This is a genomic window from Streptomyces sp. SID14515, assembly GCF_010548505.1.
GTDB lineage: Bacteria > Actinomycetota > Actinomycetes > Streptomycetales > Streptomycetaceae > Streptomyces > Streptomyces caviscabies.
Genome location: NZ_JAAGMH010000143.1, coordinates 64,325 through 84,642, shown reverse-complemented (window position 1 = coordinate 84,642; position 20,318 = coordinate 64,325). Strand labels below are relative to the sequence as shown.

The 20,318-nt window shown below is 70.6% G+C and carries 17 protein-coding genes; 12 read left to right on the top strand and 5 right to left on the bottom strand.

All coding sequences use genetic code 11. From position 1 onward, the window contains the following. Window positions 1-64 precede the first annotated feature (64 nt). From G3I54_RS34575 to G3I54_RS34520, 12 genes are all read left to right on the top strand, one after another. Window positions 65-1,846, top strand: a complete 1,782-nt coding sequence (locus tag G3I54_RS34575) for a 3-hydroxyacyl-CoA dehydrogenase (RefSeq protein WP_164620757.1) — start codon at window positions 65-67, stop codon at window positions 1,844-1,846. A gap of 91 nt (window positions 1,847-1,937) precedes the next feature. Continuing rightward, window positions 1,938-2,753 (top strand): TetR family transcriptional regulator, encoded by an 816-nt coding sequence (locus G3I54_RS34570; RefSeq protein ID WP_164620755.1) that lies wholly within the window; start codon window positions 1,938-1,940, stop codon window positions 2,751-2,753. A gap of 84 nt (window positions 2,754-2,837) precedes the next feature. Continuing rightward, window positions 2,838-3,629 (top strand): GNAT family N-acetyltransferase, encoded by a 792-nt coding sequence (locus tag G3I54_RS34565; RefSeq protein ID WP_164620753.1) that lies wholly within the window; start codon window positions 2,838-2,840, stop codon window positions 3,627-3,629. A gap of 354 nt (window positions 3,630-3,983) precedes the next feature. Beyond that, window positions 3,984-5,321 carry a crotonyl-CoA carboxylase/reductase gene (ccrA, locus tag G3I54_RS34560; RefSeq protein WP_164620751.1) on the top strand — a complete coding sequence of 446 codons (1,338 nt, stop codon included), beginning with the start codon at window positions 3,984-3,986 and terminating at the stop codon, window positions 5,319-5,321. Between the two features lie 9 nt (window positions 5,322-5,330). After that, window positions 5,331-7,343, top strand: coding sequence for a protein meaA (locus tag G3I54_RS34555; RefSeq protein ID WP_164620741.1), 2,013 nt, complete (start codon window positions 5,331-5,333; stop codon window positions 7,341-7,343). Next, window positions 7,340-8,314, top strand: coding sequence for a CoA ester lyase (locus G3I54_RS34550; RefSeq protein WP_164620739.1), 975 nt, complete (start codon window positions 7,340-7,342; stop codon window positions 8,312-8,314). Before G3I54_RS34555 ends, G3I54_RS34550 begins: the two co-directional genes overlap by 4 nt. Window positions 8,315-8,316: 2 nt before the next feature. After that, window positions 8,317-8,820: a MaoC family dehydratase gene (locus G3I54_RS34545; RefSeq protein WP_010058362.1), complete on the top strand. Its 504-nt coding sequence runs from the start codon at window positions 8,317-8,319 to the stop codon at window positions 8,818-8,820. Between the two features lie 49 nt (window positions 8,821-8,869). Beyond that, window positions 8,870-10,075 (top strand): acyl-CoA dehydrogenase family protein, encoded by a 1,206-nt coding sequence (locus tag G3I54_RS34540; RefSeq protein WP_164620737.1) that lies wholly within the window; start codon window positions 8,870-8,872, stop codon window positions 10,073-10,075. A gap of 180 nt (window positions 10,076-10,255) precedes the next feature. After that, the gene (locus tag G3I54_RS34535; protein ID WP_164620735.1) at window positions 10,256-10,903 is read left to right on the top strand and encodes a phosphatidylserine decarboxylase; all 648 of its coding nucleotides are present in this window, start codon (window positions 10,256-10,258) and stop codon (window positions 10,901-10,903) included. A gap of 22 nt (window positions 10,904-10,925) precedes the next feature. Next, window positions 10,926-11,753 carry a CDP-diacylglycerol--serine O-phosphatidyltransferase gene (pssA, locus tag G3I54_RS34530; RefSeq protein WP_170994412.1) on the top strand — a complete coding sequence of 276 codons (828 nt, stop codon included), beginning with the start codon at window positions 10,926-10,928 and terminating at the stop codon, window positions 11,751-11,753. A gap of 275 nt (window positions 11,754-12,028) precedes the next feature. Then, entirely contained in the window at window positions 12,029-12,877 is an 849-nt protein-coding gene (locus G3I54_RS34525) for a hypothetical protein (RefSeq protein ID WP_164620731.1), read from the top strand. A 32-nt stretch (window positions 12,878-12,909) separates the two neighbouring features. Then, window positions 12,910-15,093: a bifunctional serine/threonine-protein kinase/ABC transporter substrate-binding protein gene (locus tag G3I54_RS34520; RefSeq protein WP_164620729.1), complete on the top strand. Its 2,184-nt coding sequence runs from the start codon at window positions 12,910-12,912 to the stop codon at window positions 15,091-15,093. Window positions 15,094-15,134: 41 nt separating this feature from the next. Here the strand turns inward: G3I54_RS34520 and G3I54_RS34515 are convergent, their stop codons facing one another. From G3I54_RS34515 to G3I54_RS34495, 5 genes are read right to left on the bottom strand one after another with little or no spacing between them, the layout of a single operon-like run. Next, complete coding sequence (locus tag G3I54_RS34515; protein ID WP_164620727.1) at window positions 15,135-16,388, bottom strand: ABC transporter substrate-binding protein; 1,254 nt, start codon at window positions 16,386-16,388, stop codon at window positions 15,135-15,137. Next, entirely contained in the window at window positions 16,385-17,587 is a 1,203-nt protein-coding gene (locus tag G3I54_RS34510; RefSeq protein ID WP_164620725.1) for a branched-chain amino acid ABC transporter permease, read from the bottom strand. The genes G3I54_RS34515 and G3I54_RS34510 overlap by 4 nt, the downstream gene beginning before the upstream one ends. After that, window positions 17,580-18,470: a branched-chain amino acid ABC transporter permease gene (locus tag G3I54_RS34505; protein WP_164620723.1), complete on the bottom strand. Its 891-nt coding sequence runs from the start codon at window positions 18,468-18,470 to the stop codon at window positions 17,580-17,582. The genes G3I54_RS34510 and G3I54_RS34505 overlap by 8 nt, the downstream gene beginning before the upstream one ends. Next, window positions 18,467-19,267 (bottom strand): ABC transporter ATP-binding protein, encoded by an 801-nt coding sequence (locus G3I54_RS34500; protein WP_164620721.1) that lies wholly within the window; start codon window positions 19,265-19,267, stop codon window positions 18,467-18,469. Before G3I54_RS34500 ends, G3I54_RS34505 begins: the two co-directional genes overlap by 4 nt. Beyond that, window positions 19,264-20,061, bottom strand: a complete 798-nt coding sequence (locus tag G3I54_RS34495; RefSeq protein ID WP_164620719.1) for an ABC transporter ATP-binding protein — start codon at window positions 20,059-20,061, stop codon at window positions 19,264-19,266. The genes G3I54_RS34500 and G3I54_RS34495 overlap by 4 nt, the downstream gene beginning before the upstream one ends. Window positions 20,062-20,318: the final 257 nt, after the last annotated feature.

The following is a 20,318-nucleotide window of genomic DNA, read 5'->3' as shown; positions in this document are numbered from 1 at the left end:
CCGCCCTCCCCTCATGGTCGCGCGTGCCGTGCTCCACAGTCGTCACTCACCCTGGAGTCCCGTGATGGACACCCCTCTCTCCACCATCGCCGTCGTCGGCCTCGGCACCATGGGCACCGGCATCGCCGAGGTCCTGGCCCTGGCGGGCCGCGAGGTCATCGGCATCGACATCAGCGAGGCCGCCGCCCTGGGGGCCGTCGCCTCCCTCGAAGCGTCCACCGCACGGGCCGTGGGCCGTGGACGGATCACCGAGCAGGAGCGCGGCGACGCCCTCGCCCGGTTCCGCACCTCCGACGACCTGGGCACCGCCGCCGAGGCCGAGCTGGTCATCGAGGTGGTGCCGGAGACGTACGAGATCAAGCAGCAGGTGTTCCGGGAGCTCGACGCGATCGTCTCCCCGACCGCGATCCTGGCGACCGGCACCAACGCCCTGTCGGTGACCCGGCTGGCCGCCGAGTCCCAGCACCCCGAGCGCGTTCTCGGCCTGCACTTCTTCAACCCGGCGCCCGCGATGAAGCTGGTCGAGGTGGTCTCCTCGGTGCTGACCGCGCCGCCCGCCGTCGAGGCCGTCACCACGCTGGCCCGGGAGCTCGGCAAGGAGCCCGTGGCGGTCGGCGACCGACCCGGGTTCGTCGCGGACGGGCTGCTCTTCGGCTATCTCAACCAGGCCGCCGCGATGTACGAGGCGAACTACGCCTCCCGCGAGGACATCGACGCCGCGATGAAGCTGGGCTGCGGGCTGCCGATGGGCCCGCTCGCCCTGCTGGACCTGATCGGCATCGACACCGCCCGTACGGTTCTGGAGGCCATGTACGCCGAGTCCCACGACCGGCTGCACGCCCCGGCCCCCGTCCTCGGGCAGCTCAGCAGCGCGGGCCTGACCGGCCGCAAGGCCGGGCGCGGCTTCTACACGTACGACGCCCCGGGCGGCCAGACCGTGGTGCCCGACGCGCTGACCCCGGCGGCCGGCGCCGAGGCCGGTGCGGGCCGCGAGGTGGCGTCGGTGGGCGTCGCGGGCTCCGGGACGATGGCGTCCGGGATCGCGGAGGTCTTCGCGAAGGCCGGTTACGACGTGGTGCTGGCGGCCAGGACCCTGGAGAAGGCGGATGTCGCCAAGGGCCGGATCGCGAAGTCGCTGGAGCGCTCGGTGGCCAAGGGGCGGCTGACCGCCGAGGCCCGGGACGAGACGCTGGCCCGGATCACGTCGGCCGGTTCGCTGGACGCGTTCGCCGAGGTCGACCTCGCCGTCGAGGCGGTCGCCGAGGATCTGGAGATCAAACGGCAGCTGTTCGCGACGCTGGACAAGGTCTGCCGGCCGGGCGCGGTGCTCGCCACCACCACCTCCTCGCTGCCGGTCGTCGCCATCGCCCGGGCGACCGCGCGCCCCGAGGACGTGATCGGGATGCACTTCTTCAACCCGGCGCCCGCGATGAAGCTGGTCGAGGTCGTCCGCACGGTCCTGACCGCCGACGATGTGCACGCCACGGTCCGCGCGGTGTGCGCCAGGATCCGCAAGCACCCGGTGGACTGCGGGGACCGGGCCGGGTTCATCGTGAACGCGCTGCTGTTCCCGTACCTCAACAACGCGATCAAGATGGTCGAGGAGCACTACGCCTCGCTGGACGACATCGACGCGGCGATGAAGCTGGGCGGCGGTTACCCGATGGGCCCGTTCGAACTGCTCGACGTGGTCGGCCTGGACGTCTCGCTGGCCATCGAGAAGGTGCTGCACAAGGAGTTCCGCGACCCGGGCCTGGCGCCCGCGCCGCTGCTGGAGCACCTGGTCGCCGCGGGCTGCCTCGGCCGCAAGACGGGGCGCGGCTTCCGCGAATATGCCCGTCGCTGACCCGGGAGCCGGGTGGGGCGGGCTGCTGGGACCCTCCGGCGGCCCGCCCCCGCAGGCGCGCTCTCCTGCATCGATGCGTTACGTTCATGCCATGTCCCAGCCCGCCAAGTCACCCCGTGCCACCGCCGCGACCGACGCCCCGGAGACCACCGCGGGGACGCGCGCGGCCGCCCAACGGCTCAAGATGCGCCGCGAACTGGCCGCCGCCGCGATGGAGCTCTTCGCCACGAAGGGCTACGAGGCGACCACCGTCGACGAGATCGCGGGCGCCGCGGGCGTCGCCCGGCGGACCTTCTTCCGGCACTTCCGCTCCAAGGAAGAGGCCATCTTCCCGGACCACGACGACACCCTCGTCAGGGCCGAGGCCGTCCTCAACGCCGCCCCCGCGCACGAGCATCCGCTCGACACCGTCTGCCGCGGCATCAAGGAAGTCATGAAGATGTACGCGGCCAAGCCCGCCGTCTCCGTGGCCCGCTACAAACTGACCCGTGAGGTACCGACCCTCCGGGAGGCCGAGATCGCGTCGGTGGCCCGTTACGAGCGGCTGTTCACCCGCTATCTCCTGGGCCACTTCGACGAGCGCGACCACCATGTGGGCAACGACGACCCGCTGCTCGCGGAGGTCGCCGCGTCCGCCGTGGTCACCGCGCACAACCATGTGCTGCGCCGCTGGCTGCGGGCGGGCGGCCAGGGCGACGTGGAGGCCCAGCTCGACCGGGCCTTCGCGATCGTGCGCGACACCTTCGGCACGGGCATCGGAGCGGGCCGGACCGCGGGGGCCGAGCCCGAGCGGGCCCCGGCCGCGACGGTCGCGACGGAGGGCGAGGTCCTCGTCGCGGTGGCGCGTACCGACGCCCCGCTGGACGAGGTCATGCGGACGATCCAGCAGGCTCTCAAGGAGCGCTGAGCAGGCTCCGGAGGACCGCTGAGGCCTCGCCGCCCGCCCGTAAACCCGTTCGCGGCGGCCCGGCGCCCGTGGTTCGGTTCGCCCATGCGAACCGACGACGTACGCGACCTGTACGACCGCACGATGCGCGAGCACGCCCGCCCCGACGGGCCGGGCGTGCGGGTCGAGCGCGCCGGGCCCGTCGTACGCCAGGTGGGCGGGCCCGACGACTGGAACGGCGTCGTCTGGTCGGACCCGGAGCTGGACGCCGCCGGGGCCGACGCGGCGATCACGGCCCAGATCGAGCACTGCGCCGCGCTCGGCCACGAGGAGTTCGAGTGGAAGCTCTACTCCCATGACCGGCCCGCCGACCTGGGCGAGCGGCTGCGGGCGGCCGGATTCGTACCGGATCCGCCGGAAACTTTGCTGGTCGCGCCCACGGAGCTGCTGACCGGGCCGGTCGTCCTCCCCGAAGGCGTCACGCTGCGCCCGGTGACGGACGCGGCGGGTGCGGAGCTGATGGCGCAGGCCCATGAGCGGGCGTTCGGCACGGACGGGACCCGTCTCCTGCACCAGGTCGTGAAGCGGCTGGAGGAGGCCCCGGACGACTTCATGGCGCTCGTGGCGCTGGCCGACGGGGAGCCGGTCAGCTCGGCCCGGATGGAGCTGTACCCGGGCACGGGCTTCGCGGGGCTCTGGGGCGGCGGCACGGTCGCGGAATGGCGGGGCAGGGGCGTCTACCGGGCGCTGGTCACGTATCGGGCACGGATCGCCGCCGAGCGCGGCTACCGCTACCTCCAGGTCGACGCGAGCGACATGTCGGCCCCGATCCTGGCCCGGCTCGGCTTCACGGCGCTCGGCACGACGACGCCGTATGTGTACCGCGCGGCCCGATAGCCGCCAGCCAGCAGGACAGAACGTCCCGTAACACCCATCGTGTTGCTCATGCGTGCCCACGGGATGACAAGTGAGAGAAATTGTTGGCACTGGGTGCCTTGTCAGGTGTCACGGAGTGCCATACGTTGAAGGTGTCCGGGCGGCCGGCGTGCTGAGACCTCACACGTACGCCGGCTGTCCCCGCAACCACCGCGCTGCGCGCCCGGACGCCTGCGTCACAGGCACCCTTCTTGCTCCACCGGGCAAAGCCGAGCTCCACCCGCCGAACCGACGGCAAACACCTCCACACCGCACTCCCCTGCCAGCAGGGCCCCTCAAGCGTTCCCTCGACGCCGCATCACCGGAGGCAACACCGTGAAGGAAATCCTGGACGCGATCCAATCGCAGGACAGCACCGCCGCGGACTTCGCGGCCCTGTCCCTCCCCGAGTCCTACCGCGCGATCACCGTGCACAAGGACGAGGCGGAAATGTTCGCGGGTCTCGAAACCCGTGACAAGGACCCCCGCAAGTCGATCCACCTGGACGACGTCCCGGTGCCCGAACTCGGCCCCGGCGAGGCCCTCGTCGCCGTGATGGCCAGTTCGGTGAACTACAACTCCGTCTGGACGTCGATCTTCGAGCCGGTGTCGACGTTCAGCTTCCTGGAGCGCTACGGAAAGCTCAGCGAGCTGACCAAGCGTCACGACCTGCCGTACCACGTCATCGGGTCCGACCTGGCGGGCGTCGTGTTGCGTACCGGGCCCGGTGTGAATGCCTGGAACCCGGGCGACGAGGTCGTCGCGCACTGCCTGTCGGTCGAGCTGGAGTCCTCCGACGGTCACAACGACACGATGCTCGACCCCGAGCAGCGGATCTGGGGCTTCGAGACGAACTTCGGCGGGCTCGCCGAGATCGCCCTGGTGAAGTCCAACCAGCTGATGCCCAAGCCCCAGCACCTCAGCTGGGAGGAGGCCGCCTCCCCGGGTCTGGTCAACTCCACCGCGTACCGCCAGCTCGTCTCGCGCAACGGCGCGGGGATGAAGCAGGGCGACAATGTGCTGATCTGGGGCGCCAGCGGCGGACTCGGCTCCTACGCCACCCAGTTCGCCCTGGCCGGCGGCGCCAACCCGATCTGCGTCGTCTCCAGCCCGGAGAAGGCCGACATCTGCCGCGCCATGGGCGCGGACGCGGTCATCGACCGCAACGCCGAGGGCTACAGGTTCTGGAAGGACGAGCACACCCAGGACCCCAAGGAGTGGAAGCGGCTCGGCAAGCGCATCCGCGAGCTGACCGGCGGCGAGGACGTCGACATCGTCTTCGAGCACCCCGGCCGTGAGACCTTCGGCGCGAGCGTCTACGTCACCCGCAAGGGCGGCACGATCGTCACCTGCGCCTCCACCTCCGGCTACACCCACGAGTACGACAACCGCTACCTGTGGATGTCGCTCAAGCGCATCATCGGCTCCCACTTCGCCAACTACCGCGAGGCCTGGGAGGCCAACCGCCTCATCGCCAAGGGCAAGATCCACCCCACCCTCTCCAAGGTCTACTCCTTGGAGGACACCGGCCAGGCCGCCTACGACGTCCACCGCAACCTCCACCAGGGCAAGGTCGGCGTCCTCGCCCTGGCCCCCCGCGAGGGTCTGGGCGTGCGCGACCAGGAAATGCGCGAGCAGCACATCGACGCCATCAACCGCTTCCGCAACGTCTGAGGTTCTCCGATGAACGAACGTCAGAAGGACCGGCCCTGGCTCATGCGGACGTACGCCGGTCACTCGACCGCCGAGGCGTCCAACGAGCTGTACCGCCGCAACCTCGCCAAGGGCCAGACGGGTCTCTCGGTCGCCTTCGATCTGCCGACGCAGACCGGATACGACCCGGACCACATTCTCGCCCGCGGCGAGGTGGGCCGCGTCGGTGTTCCCGTCTCGCACCTCGGAGACATGCGCCGGCTGTTCCAGGACATCCCCCTGGAGCAGATGAACACCTCGATGACGATCAACGCGACCGCCATGTGGCTGCTGGCGCTCTACCAGGTGGTCGCGGAGGAGCAGGGGGCCGACCCCGACAAGCTCCAGGGGACCACGCAGAACGACATCGTGAAGGAGTACCTCTCGCGCGGGACGCACGTCTTCCCGCCGGTGCCCTCGCTGCGGCTGACCACCGACATGATCACGTACACGGTCAACCGCATCCCCAAGTGGAACCCGATCAACATCTGCAGCTACCACCTCCAGGAGGCGGGGGCCACCCCGGTCCAGGAGATCGCGTACGCCATGTCGACCGCCATCGCGGTGCTCGACGCGGTCCGCGACTCGGGCCAGGTGCCCGAGGAGAAGTTCGGTGACGTGGTCGCCCGGATCTCGTTCTTCGTGAACGCGGGCGTCCGCTTCATCGAGGAGATGTGCAAGATGCGCGCCTTCGGCCGTATCTGGGACCGCGTCACCCGCGAGCGGTACGGCATCGCCAACCCCAAGCAGCGCCGCTTCCGCTACGGCGTCCAGGTCAACTCCCTCGGGCTGACCGAGGCGCAGCCGGAGAACAACGTCCAGCGCATCGTCCTGGAGATGCTCGCCGTCACCCTCTCCAAGGACGCCCGCGCCCGCGCCGTACAGCTGCCGGCCTGGAACGAGGCGCTGGGCCTGCCCCGGCCCTGGGACCAGCAGTGGTCGCTGCGGATCCAGCAGGTGCTGGCGCACGAGAGCGATCTGCTGGAGTACGAGGACATCTTCGCCGGTTCGCACGTCATCGAGGCCAAGGTGGACTCGCTGGTCGAGGAGTCGCTGGCGGAGATCGACCGGATCCAGCAGATGGGCGGCGCGATGGCGGCCGTCGAGTCCGGCTACCTCAAGTCCGAGCTGGTCTCCTCGCACGCGGCCCGGCGGGCCCGGATCGAGGGCGGCGAGGAGAAGATCGTCGGCGTCAACATCTACGAGACGACCGAGCCCAACCCGCTCACCTCCGACCTCGACGGCGCGATCATGACGGTCGATCCCGAGAACGAGGCCCGGGTCGTCGCCGCCCTGCACGAGTGGCGGGACAACCGCGACGAGGCGCGGGCGTCCGAGGCGCTGGCCGCGCTGAAGAAGGCCGCGGCGGGCACCGAGAACATGATGGAGGCCACCGTCGAGTGCGCCCGCGCGGGCGTCACCACCGGCGAGTGGTCCTGGGCGCTGCGGGACGTCTTCGGCGAGTTCCGCGCGCCGACCGGGGTCTCCTCGGCCCCGGTCGCGGTCACCGCGGAGCCGGGGAGCACGCTCGCCCTGGTCCGCGAGAAGGTCACCCGTACCGCCGCCGACCTGGGTGTGGGACGGCTGCGCCTGCTGGTCGGCAAGCCGGGCCTGGACGGGCACTCCAACGGCGCCGAGCAGATCGCCGTACGGGCCAGGGACGCCGGGTTCGAGGTGGTCTACCAGGGCATCCGGCTGACGCCCGAGCAGATCACCGACGCGGCGCTGGCCGAGGATGTGCACTGCGTGGGGCTCTCCATCCTCTCCGGCTCGCACGCGGAGCTGGTGCCCGACGTGCTGCACCGGCTGCGCGAGGCCGGGGCGCCGGACATCCCGGTGATCGCGGGCGGCATCATCCCGCCGGCCGACGCCGCGGCGCTCATCGAAGCCGGTGTGGCCGCCGTCTTCACCCCGAAGGACTTCGGTATCACGGAGATCATCGGCCGTATCGTCGACGAGATCCGGAAAGCGAACAAGCTCGACCCTCTGGAGGTCTCCGCATGACCACGCCCACCACCCCCGTGAACCGGCTGCGCCCCCGGCGTTCGTGTCTGGCTGTGCCGGGTTCCAACCCGCGCTTCCTGGAGAAGGCCCAGGGCCTCCCGGCGGACCAGGTCTTCCTGGACCTGGAGGACGCCTGCGCGCCGCTCGCCAAGGAGGGCGCCCGCCACCACATCGTGGACGCGCTGAACAACGGTGACTGGAGCGGCAAGACCCGGGTCGTGCGGGTCAACGACTGGACGACGCACTGGACGTACCGGGACGTCATCACGGTCGTCGAGGGCGCGGGCCCGAACCTCGACTGCATCATGCTGCCGAAGGTCCAGGACGCCCAGCAGGTCGTGGCGCTGGACCTGCTGCTGACCCAGATCGAGAAGACGATGGGCTTCGAGATCGGGAAGATCGGCATCGAGGCGCAGATCGAGAACGCCAAGGGCCTGGTGAACATCGACGAGATCGCCGCCGCCTCGCCCCGGCTGGAGACGCTGATCTTCGGCCCGGCCGACTTCATGGCCTCGATCAACATGAAGACCCTGGTCGTCGGCCAGCAGCCGCCCGGTTACCCGGCGGACGCCTACCACTACATCCTGATGCGCATCCTGATGGCGGCCCGTACGCACGATCTCCAGGCGATCGACGGCCCGTTCCTCCAGATCCGTGACGTGGACGCCTACCGCGAGGTGGCCGGCCGTGCCGCCGCTCTCGGCTTCGACGGCAAGTGGGTGCTGCACCCGGGTCAGGTCGACGCGGCCAACGAGGTGTTCTCGCCCTCGCAGGAGGACTACGACCACGCCGAGCTGATCCTCGACGCCTATGACTGGTGCACCTCCGAGGAGGGCGGCAAGAAGGGCTCCGCGATGCTCGGCGACGAGATGATCGACGAGGCCAGCCGCAAGATGGCCCTGGTCATCGCGGGCAAGGGCCGGGCCGCCGGAATGCAGCGCACCTCCAAGTTCGAAGCCCCGGAGGCCTGATCATGCAGTTCGGACGCACTTTTGAGGAGTTCGAGGTCGGTGCCGTCTACAAGCACTGGCCCGGAAAGACGGTCACCGAGTACGACGACCACCTCTTCTGCCTGCTGACCATGAATCACCATCCGCTGCACATGGACAGCAATTACGCGGAGAAGACGACCGACTTCGGCAAGAACGTGGTCGTCGGCAACTACATCTACTCGCTGCTGCTCGGCATGTCGGTGCCGGACGTCTCCGGAAAGGCCATCGCCAATCTGGAGGTCGAGTCGCTCAAGCACATCGCGCCGACGTTCCACGGCGACACCATCTACGGCGAGACGACCGTGCTGGACAAGACCCCGTCGAAGTCCAAGAACGACCGCGGCATCGTGTACGTGGAGACCAAGGGCTACAAGCAGGACGGCACCGTGGTCTGCGTGTTCCGGCGCAAGGTGATGGTCCCCACCGAGACGTACATCAAGGAGCGCGGCGGGGAGCAGCCCGGCCGCCCTACGCCCGCCAAGTAACTGTGTGAAGCCTTAAGGCCATCCGCGTGAAGCCACAGGAGAAGCAGCCATGACGCGACTCGCCCAGACCGCCGGTCTGAACGACATCCAGCGGGAAATCCTTGCCACGGTCCGGGATTTCGTCGACAAGGAGATCATTCCGGTCGCGACCCAGCTGGAGCACCGCGACGAGTACCCCACGGAAATCGTCGAGGGGCTCAAGGAACTCGGCCTGTTCGGGCTGATGATCCCCGAGGAGTACGGGGGTCTGGGCGAGTCGCTGCTCACCTACGCGCTGTGCGTGGAGGAGATCGCGCGCGGCTGGATGAGCGTGTCGGGCATCATCAACACGCATTTCATCGTGGCCTACATGCTCAAGCAGCACGGCACCCAGGAGCAGAAGGACACGTTCCTGCCGCGGATGGCGCTCGGCGAGGTGCGGGGCGCGTTCTCGATGTCCGAGCCGGCGCTCGGCTCGGACGTCTCGGCGATCTCGTCGAAGGGCGTCCGGGACGGCGAGGAGTATGTTCTCAACGGCCAGAAGATGTGGCTGACGAACGGCGGAACCTCGAATCTGGTGGCCGTTCTCTGCCGAAGTGACGAAGGCCACCCCGAGGGGACCGCGCCGCACAAGTCGATGACGACCTTCCTGGTGGAGAAGGAGCCCGGTTTCGGAGAGGTCCGGCCCGGCCTGACCATCCCCGGGAAGATCGACAAGATGGGCTACAAGGGCGTCGACACGACCGAGCTCATCATGGACGACCTGCGCATTCCGGCCAATCGCGTCCTCGGGGGCACGACCGGCCGAGGGTTTTACCAAATGATGGACGGCGTCGAGGTCGGGCGCGTCAATGTCGCCGCGCGTGGCTGCGGCGTCGCACAGCGTGCATTCGAACTGGGCGTTTCGTACGCACAGCAGCGCCACACCTTCGGCAAACCGATCGCCCAGCACCAGGCGATCCAGTTCAAACTGGCCGAAATGGCCACCAAGGTCGAAGCCGCTCATGCGATGATGGTGAATGCGGCACGCAAAAAGGACTCCGGGGAACGAAACGACCTGGAGGCAGGGATGGCGAAGTACCTCGCCTCCGAGTACTGCAAGGAAGTCGTCGAGGACGCCTTCCGTATCCACGGCGGTTACGGCTTCTCCAAGGAGTACGAGATCGAGCGCCTCTACCGCGAGGCGCCGATGCTGCTGATCGGTGAAGGTACCGCCGAGATCCAGAAAATGATCATTGGCCGGCGCCTCTTGGAGGAGTACCGATTCCAGGGCTGATTGTCCCTTTCGAGGTGATTTGGTGGCGAAGAACATCACACCGGGTCATCCTCGGCGGGTGCCTTTCCGCCGTCCGACTCGGCTGCTGGCTTGCCCAGTTGCGCCCGGCAACCGATAGCATCGCCGGAAAGCCGCCGTCCCCCGTTGCCAGCGCGGCATCATCCGCTACGAAGGTCATCCATGCCCGACAGCCCTATCTCTGCACCCCGCGGCGGGGTCCGCATCGCCCGCGGAGCATCGCCGTGGCTCCTGCCGACCGTCGCCACCGCAGCCCTCAGCCTGGCCCGCGCCCGCAAGTCGGGGCGCTGGGCGGCAGTGGCTGTGCCCACCACCGCGCTCGCGGCGGGCATGCTGTGGTTCTTCCGTGACCCCGAGCGCGAGATCACTGACGGCCGGGTCATTTCCCCGGCCGACGGTGTGGTGCAGAGCATCATGCCGTGGAAGGACGGGCGCACCCGCGTCGCGATCTTCATGAGCCCGCTCAACGTCCACGTCAACCGCGCGCCGCTGGCGGGCACCGTGACGTCGGTCGAGCACATCCCGGGTGGGTTCGTTCCGGCTTTCAACAAGGAGAGCGAGAACAACGAGCGCGTTGTCTGGCACTTCGACACCGAGCTCGGCGACATCGAGATGGTGCAGATCGCGGGAGCGGTCGCCCGTCGGATCGTGCCGTACCTCCCCCAGGGCACGAAGGTGGAGCAGGGCGAGCGCATCGGCCTGATCCGCTTCGGCTCGCGCGTGGACATCTACCTCCCGGAGGGTATCGATGTCGCGGTCGAGGTCGGTCAGGCCACCACCGCGGGGGTGACTCGAATTGACCGTGATTGATCCTGATACCAAGGCCGGCTGGCTGCCGGAGGCGGACGAGGCGAACGACGCCGACGGCGCGGAGGACATGCCGCTGTCGATGCGGCTGTCGATAGCGGACACGCTCACGCTCGGTAACGCGACGTGCGGGTTCATGGCGGTGTACTTCACCACCACGGGCATTCTGATCCCGCACCTCACGGGCAGCGACGAGACGGGCATGGCCCGGCACTCGGCCGCCACCGCCGTGATCCTCATGCTGATGGCCGCGATCTTCGACCTGTTCGACGGACTCGTGGCGCGCAAGCTGCGCTCCTCGCCGATGGGCGCCGAGCTGGACAACCTCTCGGACCTCATCAGCTTCGGGCTCGCGCCGGCCTACTTCGTGCTCGTGTACGGCATGGTCGCCGACGACGCCCATCAGCGGGTGTCGGCGCTGGCGGCGATCGTCGTGTTGCTGGCGGTGGTGCTCAGGCTTGCCAGATTCTCCTGTGTGACGTTGAAGGACGGCATGTTCCAGGGCATGCCGAGCCCCTTCGGAGCGCTGACGGTCGTCTCGATCGTGCTCCTGGAGCTGCCCTTCATCCCGACGCTGCTCGCGATCGTCGGCGTGGCATGGCTGATGGTGAGCCGGGTGGAGTACCCCAAGCCGCGGGGCATCCTCGCGGTGGCGATGCTCGGCTGGATCGTGGCCGCGATGGGCCTGCTCGCCGCATGGGCGTTCGACGCGCCCGGCGGTCAGCTGCTGCTCCAGACGGGCTGCGCGCTCCAGGTGGTGCTCGGCGCGGTGATCCCGCTGTTCGCCACGGCGCGACGGGTGAACACGTTCCGTGACAACCGGCGCGAGGCGCGGGCGGCACAGCTGCCGTAGCGGCAGACAGCGAAACAGGGCGAGGGCCCGGATGCTCCCCGGCATCCGGGCCCTCGTGCGTTCGCGCCCGGTCAGGAGGGCCCGCTCGGCGCCGCCTACCACCGCGCGCGGCGGGCCGCCAGAGGCGAAGCCCTCCCGGTGGCTGAGAAGTTTCGGCAGCGAGGTGAGTACGGGGTTCCCGTCACCGTGGCGCTATCCGCTTCTAGAATCACCTCGCAACCGACGCCCGGCCCCTTCCGGCCGGGGCGCGGCGCAGGGGATCAGGGGGGTCCGAGATGAAGCTGATGCTGGTGGGGACACGCGTGGCGGCGGTCGCGGCGGCGGGGGTGCTGTTGGCCGGATGTGGTGGGTCGGGGTCGAAGGGCGAGAACCGGCCCGACCCGAAGCCGAGCGGATCGGCGAAGCAGGGCGGCCCGGCGACCGACGGCGAGAAGACCGGGGCGACCGGGAAGCCGGACCCGAAGCAGTCCACGCTGCCGGGGGCGCTGCCCAGCGCCTACGACTTCACGCCGGACCCGGAGCGGGTGCCGAAGACCGCGGCCCAGGCCCGGAAGCTGACGCGGAACGCCGCGCTCGGTGAGACGGACTGGACGGCCGGCATGGTCCGGCACACACCGTACGAGAGCGCCGGCAGCTGGACCGTGCTCCCGGACTCCTGCGTCTGGACCCGCTCCGCGCTGCCCTCCGGCGTGCTGGACAGCTTCACGCGGCGGCTCGACATCCCGGCGCAGGACGGCAAGGGCCGGGTCCAGGGGGCGGTGACCGTGACCGTGCACCGGAGCGAGGCGGGCGCCGACAAGGAGATCAAGGACACCGTCCAGGAGAGCTTCCGCTGCCCGCAGCAGGAGCTGGGCGGCGGGCAGCGCCTCAGCGGTCTGATGTCGCTCCAGTTCGACCAGAAGGACGTGCGCAACGCGGACGCCTCGCTCTTCGAGGCGGGGAAGTACACCGGCCCCGGATCCGGCGGGGTCCAGGACTATGTGTGGACCAAGTCCCGGATCGGCCCGGTGACGACCGCCGTGTCCGTGAAGGGCGCGAAGGGCTACCAGAACAGCGATCTGCTGCGGATCGCCGCCGAGGGCGGCGCCAAGGTGCTCTACCGCGTCGAGCTGGAACTGAAGTGACCGCGGGCCCGGACGAAAGGCACTGACCCCTGATGGAACCGCTCCGTTCCGCCGACCCGGCACGCATCGCCGGGTACCGCATCCTCGGCCGGCTCGGCGCCGGCGGCATGGGTGTGGTGCTGCTCGGCCGGTCGCCCGGCGGCGCGCTGGTGGCGATCAAGCTGATCCGCGCGGAGTACGCCGACGACACCGCCTTCCGGGCCCGCTTCCGGCGGGAGGTGGCGATCGCCCGGCAGGTGCGCAACCGGTGGGCGGTGCCGGTGGTCGACGCCGACACCGAGGCGCCGGCCCCGTGGCTGGCCACCGAGTTCGTGCCGGGGCCCGCCCTGAGCGAGGCGGTCGGCGGCGGAGGGCCGCTGCCGGAACGCGGAGTGCGGGCGCTGGGCTCGATGCTCGCGGAAGCGCTGGAGGCCGTCCACGCGGCGGGGCTCGTGCACCGGGACGTCAAGCCCGGCAATGTGCTGCTGGGGCTCGACGGGCCCCGGCTGATCGACTTCGGGATCGCGCGGGCCCTGGACGACACCGTCCTCACGGCGACGGACGTCATCGTCGGCTCCCCCGGCTTCCTCTCGCCCGAGCAGGCGCAGGGCCGACGGATCGGCCCGGCGAGCGACGTCTTCTCGCTGGGCTGCGTCCTGGTGTACGCGGCCACCGGCGGGCGGCCGTTCGGCACCGGTCCGGTGGAGGCGATGCTGTTCCGCACCGTGCACGACCCGGCGGAGCTGGGCGCGCTGCCGCCCGGGCTGCGCCCGGTCGTCGAAGCGTGCCTGTCCAAGGCCCCCGAGGACCGTCCGACGGCCGCGGACATCCGGCAGGCGTTCGCCGAGGACCTGTCGGGCGGCAGCTGGCTGCCCGGTCCGGTCACCCATCTGATCGCCGAGCGCTCGGCGCGGATGCTCGCGCTGCCCGACATCGACGCGACGAGCCTGGACGCCGGATCCGGCAGCGGCCCGGACGGCGGCCCGGACACGGGCACCGGGACGGGGGCCGGTGGGCGGGACACCACCGCCGTGCCGGCCCCGGTCGGCCGTCGCCGCTTCCTCTCGTACGTCGCCGGGGGCGCGGCCCTCGCGGCGACGGGCGGCACCGCCGCGTGGCTGGTCTCCTCCGGCGACGACAAGGACCCGGGCGGCGAGGGCGAGAAGGACGGGAAGGCCGCCCGCCCGGAGCTGCACATCGGGCTCCAGGCGGATCTCAGCGGCCCGTCGGCGGCCGTCGGCAAGGGGCAGGACCGGGCGGCGCGGCTCGCCGTGGCGGAGCACAACGCCCGGGGCGACGCGCCGTTCACACTGCGGCTGACCACGGTCGACGACGGGGGCGACGAGGAGCGGGCGAAGGCGGCGGTGCGCCGGTTCGCCGAGGACCCGCTCCTGGTGGCCGCGATCGGCGCGACCGGCACGGACGCGGCCCGGGAGGCGCTGGTCGCGTACGACGAGGCGGCGCTGCCGCTGCTCAGCGTGGTCGACGGCGACATCCGGCACCTGAACCGGATCTTCCTGTGCGCCCGGCCGCGCAACGACATGCAGATGCTGCCGGTGGCCCAGTTCCTCGGGGCGTACGAGATCGACCGGGTCGCGCTGGTCGACGACGGCACCGAGTACGGCCGGCAGACCACCCGCTTCCTGGACACGGGGCTGCGCGGCAACGGTCGCACCGTGCTCGCGGAGACCGTACGGGAGGGCTCACGGGACCTGGACGCCGAGGCCGAGCGGATCGCCGCGAAGCGGCCGGGGGCGGTGGTGTACGGGGGCGGCTGGCGGGACGCCGGACGGTTCGCGAAGTCGCTGACCAGGGCCGGGTTCCTGGGCCCGAAGATCGGCACCCAGGCCGTGCACGACCCGCGGTTCCTGGCGGAGGCGGGCGAGGCCGCGGCGGGCTGGCTGGTCGTCTCGACGGCCGCGGACCCCGCTTCCGTACCCTCGGTGCATCCGTTCGCCGCCGCCTACCGGGGGCGCTTCGACGGCGCGCCGCCGCTGTTCGCCGCGGAGGCGTACGACGCGGTCGGGCTGATCGCCGCCTGCGCCGAGGGGCTGGGCCGGGAGACGGTGAGCCGCCAGGACCTGCTGCCCGCGCTGCGGACGACCTCGTACAAGGGCGTGTCCAAGAGCTACGCCTTCGAGTCCGCCAACGGGATGTACACCGGGACCGGGGTCTTCATCTACCGCGTGGAGCGGGGCCGCTTCCGGTACATCGGGATGGACGGCCGGGAGGTCTGACCGGGCGGCCCCGGTCAGACCTCCGTCAGACATGTCCGGGCTCAGGAACCGACGGTGAAGGACTCGGCCGCCGCGGCGACCTCGGCCGGCCGGACCACCTTCAGACCGCCGGAGACGCCCGCGTCCGGCTTCATGATGACGCTCTCCCGGGTGGACGGCGCCTTCGGGTCCGAGAAGTCGTGCGACACCCCGAACTCGGTCCCGTACTCCTTGATCGTGAGCAGCGCCTTGTCGATGCCCTCGCGGGTGAGGTCCTTGTCGTCGCACGCCTTCGACAGCGCCTCGCCGAACACGGAGGCCGATGTGTAACCGGCGACGACGCCGTTGTCGAGGACGTCCTTCGGGTACTGGGCGGCGTACTCCTTGGCGAGCTTGGCGGGGCCGTCGCCCGGGTCGCCGATGGGCAGTGTGGAGGAGGCGACGTAATAGTCCTTGAGCAGGGCGGGGCCCGCCTGGGTCTTCAACAGCTGTGGCGCGAAGGCCGAGTTGTTGCCGACGACCGGGACGTCGAAGCCGGTGGCCGCCGCGACGCCGACGAGCGAGGCCGCCTGGCGCGGACCGGCGCTGACGATCACGGCCTTGACCCCGGCCTGCTTGAGCGCGGCGACCTGGGCCGTCATGTCGTTGTCGGTCGGCTTGATCTTCTGCTCGACGACGGTGAGACCGGCCTCCTTCGCCGCGTGCTTCGAGCCGACGAGCGCGTTCTCGCCGTAGTCGCCCTCGAAGTAGACATGACCGATCTTGTCGCCCTTCGCGATGCGCTTCTCGGCGAGGAGGTAGTCGATCAGGTTGATCGTCTCGACGTCGTAGGTGGCGCCGATGACCCGGATGTACGGGGAGCCCAGCAGGTTCGCCGACCAGGCCTGCGGCAGCACGAGACCCTTGTCCTGGCCGTCGATGCGCTGCTCCACGGCGGCGACGAACGGGGAGCCGATGAACTGGGCGAAGCCGAGCACCTTCGGCTCCAGTTCGGTGTACGCGGCGATCGCCTTCTGCGGGTCGTATCCGTGGTCGCGGACCGTCAGTTCGATCTTCCGGCCGCAGATGCCGCCCTCGTCGTTGGTCTGCTTGACCCACAGCTGCTGCGCCTGGGTGACGCTCTTGCCGAGCGAGGCGTAGACGCCGGTCATGTCGGTCAGCACACCGAGGGAGATCGTCGAGGAGGAGACCCCGGGTCCGGTCTTGACGCCGCCCTCGCCCTCCTCGTTCGCCTTGGAGTCGGTCGCCTTGCCACTGCACCCGACGAGGGTGACGGCGAGGGTCGCGACCACGGCCGTGAGCACTCTCAGTTTCATGACTTCTCCCCTGGATTCTTCGGAGCCGCTGGTTGCTTCGGAACAGCCGGATTCTTCGGAGCCTTCGGCTTCTTCGTACGGGCGAGGCCGAGGCGGGCGAGGCCGCCGGGCAGGAACAGGACCACCGCGACCACCGCGGCGCCGTACAGATAGCGGGACGCCTCACCAGGTGCCAGACCGCCCGTACCGGGGGCGGAGACCAGCGGCAGGGAGTCGCTGTAGTGCGTGAACACCTGCGGGAGCAGCGAGACGAAGGCGGCGCCGATCACGGCGCCCGCGACGCTGCCGAGCCCGCCGATGACGATCATGGCGAGGTATTCGAGGGACAGGATCATGCCGAAGTACTCGGGCACGGTCCGCTGGAAGACCAGGGCGAGCAGAACGCCCGCGAGGCCCGCGTACATCGAGGACAGGACGAAGACGCCGGCCCGGTAGCGGGCCACCGGCACGCCCATCACCCCGGCGGCGATCCGGTGGTCGCGGATGGCGTTCATGGCCCGTCCTGGCCGGCCGCGCAGCACTCCCCGGGCGAACAGCGCGCTCAGCAGGAGCGCGGCCAGGCCCGCGTACCAGAGTTTCTCCGAGGAGCCGAACGGCACGGCGGCGACGACGAGTTCGCTGTCGTCGAAGGTGAAGCCGAACAGCGACAGCGGCGGTACGGCCCGGCCGTTGTAACCGCCGGTCAGCGAGCCCGCGTTGAACAGGACGTGCTGCCCGATGAAGATCAGCGCGAGCGTCGCGATACCGAGGTACGCGCCGCGCAGCCGGCCGGCGATGGGGCTGAAAAGCCCGCCCGCCGCTCCGGCGAGCAGCACGGCGAGGATCGCGGCCAGCCAGGTGGGCAGCCCGAGTCCGGTCAGCGTGTGCCCGTTCTCGGTGCTGCTCTCCCCCGCCAGGACGCAGTAGCCGTACGCGCCGACGGCGAGGAAGAACGCGTGCCCCATGGAGAGCTGGCCGGTGGCGCCGGTGAGCATGTTGAGCCCGATGGCGCCGATCGCCGCCGCCATCGCGAACAGTCCGGCCTGGAGCCAGAAGCGGTCCAGGTAGAACGGGAGGACGAGGAGCAGGAGTGAGCCGGCGAGGACGGCGTACGTACGGGGCCGGCGCAGCCGTTCGGTGAGGCTGTCCGCGCGGTCGCCGCGTGCGGCGGCGGGTGCGGTGGGGGCTTCGGGGGCGGCTTCGGCGGTGGTGTCAGACACGGGCCAGCTCCTTCGTGCCGAAGAGTCCCGCGGGCCGGATCAGCAGGACCGCCACCATCACCAGGTAGGGCGCCAGGTCGCCGATGCCCCGGCCGAGGAAGGAGAGGTCGCTCTGGTAGCCGGTGGCGAGCGACTCGGTGACGCCGACGATCAGTCCGCCGGCAAGCGCCCCGGTGGTGGAGTCGAGTCCGCCGAGGATCGCGGCGGGGAACGCCTTGAGCGCGGCGAGCGAGGTGGCGCGCTCCAGGCCGGGGGTCGGGAAGACGGTGAGGAAGAGGGCGGCGACGGCGGCGAGGGCTCCGGCGACCGCCCAGGCGGCGAGCGACACCCGCCCCAGCTTGATGCCCATGAGCGCCGCCGTCTGCGGGTTCTCGGCGGCGGCCCGCATCGACACCCCCCACGAGGTGTAGCGGAAGGCGAGCAGGAACACGGTGATCAGCAGCCCGGCGGCGAGGAAGGCCGCGATACGGGTCTGGGCGAGGGTGACGCCGCCGATATGGACGACCTCGTTGCCCCAGGGGTCTCCGAGGGCGAGCACGTCCGTCCCCATCCGGCGGGTGAGTTCGGTGATCAGGAGGATGTCGACGCCGATGGTGACGATGGCCAGGACGCTGTGGTCGCTGCCCCGGTAGCGGCGCATCACGAGGAACTCGATGGCCGCCCCGACGGACGCGGCCCCCGCGATCCCGACGAGCAGCGCGGGCCAGAACCCGATGTCGTCGTGGAGTACGGCGGTGACATAGCCGCCCGCCAACAGCAGGGAGGCGTGGGCGAAGTTGACGACCTCGGTGGCCTTGAAGATGACGACGAAGCCGAGCGCGATGAGTGCGTAGACCGAGCCGATCGACAGGCCGCCGAGGAGGAGTTCGACGAACGTGGTCATTGAGGTGCTCCCAAGTAGGCCTGGACGACGGCCGGGTCGTTCTGGACCTCGGCGGGTGTGCCGCCCGCGATCCTGCGTCCGAAGTCGAGTACGGTCACCGCGTCCGCGAGCCGCATCACCACCCCCATGTCGTGCTCGACCAGCACGATGGAGATGCCGAGGCTGTCGCGTACGTCGGCCACGACGGCGGCGGTACGGCGGCGCTCGTCCGCGGTCATGCCGGCGATCGGCTCGTCCAGCAGCAAGACCTTCGGCTCCATGCACAGAGCGCGGCCGAGCTCGACGAGCTTCTGCTGCCCGTACGGCAGCGATCCGGCAGGCCGCTCCAACTCCCCCGCCAGTCCGATGAATTCGGCGATCTCTCGGACCCGGTCGCGGTGGCGTCGTTCCTCCCGGGCGGCGGAGGGCAGCCGCAGGCCGGTGGCGAGGAACCCGGCGCGGGTCAGCCGGTGGCGGCCGAGGAGGAGGCTGTCGGCGACGGTCGCGTGCGGGGGCAGCGCCAGGTTCTGGAAGGTGCGGGCGACCCCGAGGTCCGCGATGGCGTGCGGCGGGAGCCCGGTCAGTTCGGTGTCGCCGAGGCGGACGTGTCCGGAGGTGGCGCGGTAGACGCCGGACAGGACGTTGAAGCAGGTGGACTTGCCCGCGCCGTTGGGCCCGATGACGGCGTGCACACTGCCGGGTTCGACGGTGAAGGAGACGCCGTCCAGGGCGGTCAGTCCGGAGAAGCGGACGGTGACGTCCTCGACGGCGAGAGCGGCCGTGGTGCTGTGCGCGGAGGCCGTGGCGGTGGTGGTCACGCGGACCACCTGCTCAGGGTGCGGCGGGTCCGGGCGGTCGGGTCGGCGTCCGCCGCCGCGTCCTCGTCGACGACGCCGAGGTAGCGGCGGCGGACCTCGTCGGAGGCGGCGAGTTCGTCGGCGGGCCCGGACAGGGCGACCTCGCCGACGTCGAGGACGTACGCCGTGGAGGCGAGCCGCAGCGCGATGGCCGCGTTCTGCTCGACGAGCATGACGGAGGTGCCGCTCGCGTTGATCTCCTGCACGGTCTCGGCGATCCTGGCCGCCATCAGCGGGGCGAGGCCGAGCGAGGGTTCGTCCAGCAGGAGCAGCCGGGGGCCCGCCATCAGGGCGCGGCCCATCGCCAGCATCTGCTGCTCGCCGCCGGACAGCAGTCCGGCCCGCTGGTGCGCGCGGTCGGCGAGGACCGGGAACAGCTCGTGGACGCGGGCCAGTGCGGCGCCCGTCTCCTTGCGTCCGCCGCGCGCCCCGAGGGCACCCGCCCGCAGGTTGTCGGCCACCGTCATCCGGGCGAAGACCTGCCGGCCCTCCGGTACCTGGACCACTCCGGCGGCCACCACCTGGGCGGGCCGCAGCCCTTCCAGGGGGCGGCCGTCGAACCGGATCGTGCCGGTGCCCGTCCCGCGGTGGAAGCCGAGGGTCCGCGACACGGCCCGCAGCAGCGTGGTCTTGCCCGCGCCGTTGCCGCCGAGTACGGCGGTGATCCCGCCGTCCGGCACATCGACGGAGATGTCGCGCAGCGCCCGGACCGGGCCGTAGCCGACGGACAGCCCGCGGATCTCTAGCGTTGCCATGCGTCCTCCTCCTTCCGCCTTGTCGTCCCGTGTTCACCTGTGGTGCTGATCGGTGCGGGTCTGTCGTCATGTGTGGTGCCACAGACCAGCACCGGGCGGGACGTGCGTCCACGGCGCGGGACCGACTCGATGCGGGCGACCAGCGAACGCGGGGCCTCGTTGTGCACGCGCACAGACGCGGTGACGGGCGGGCGCCCGCCCGTCCGGCCGGTGGCATCCTCATCGGTCATCAGGTGCGCCCGGACCCGGGGACGGAG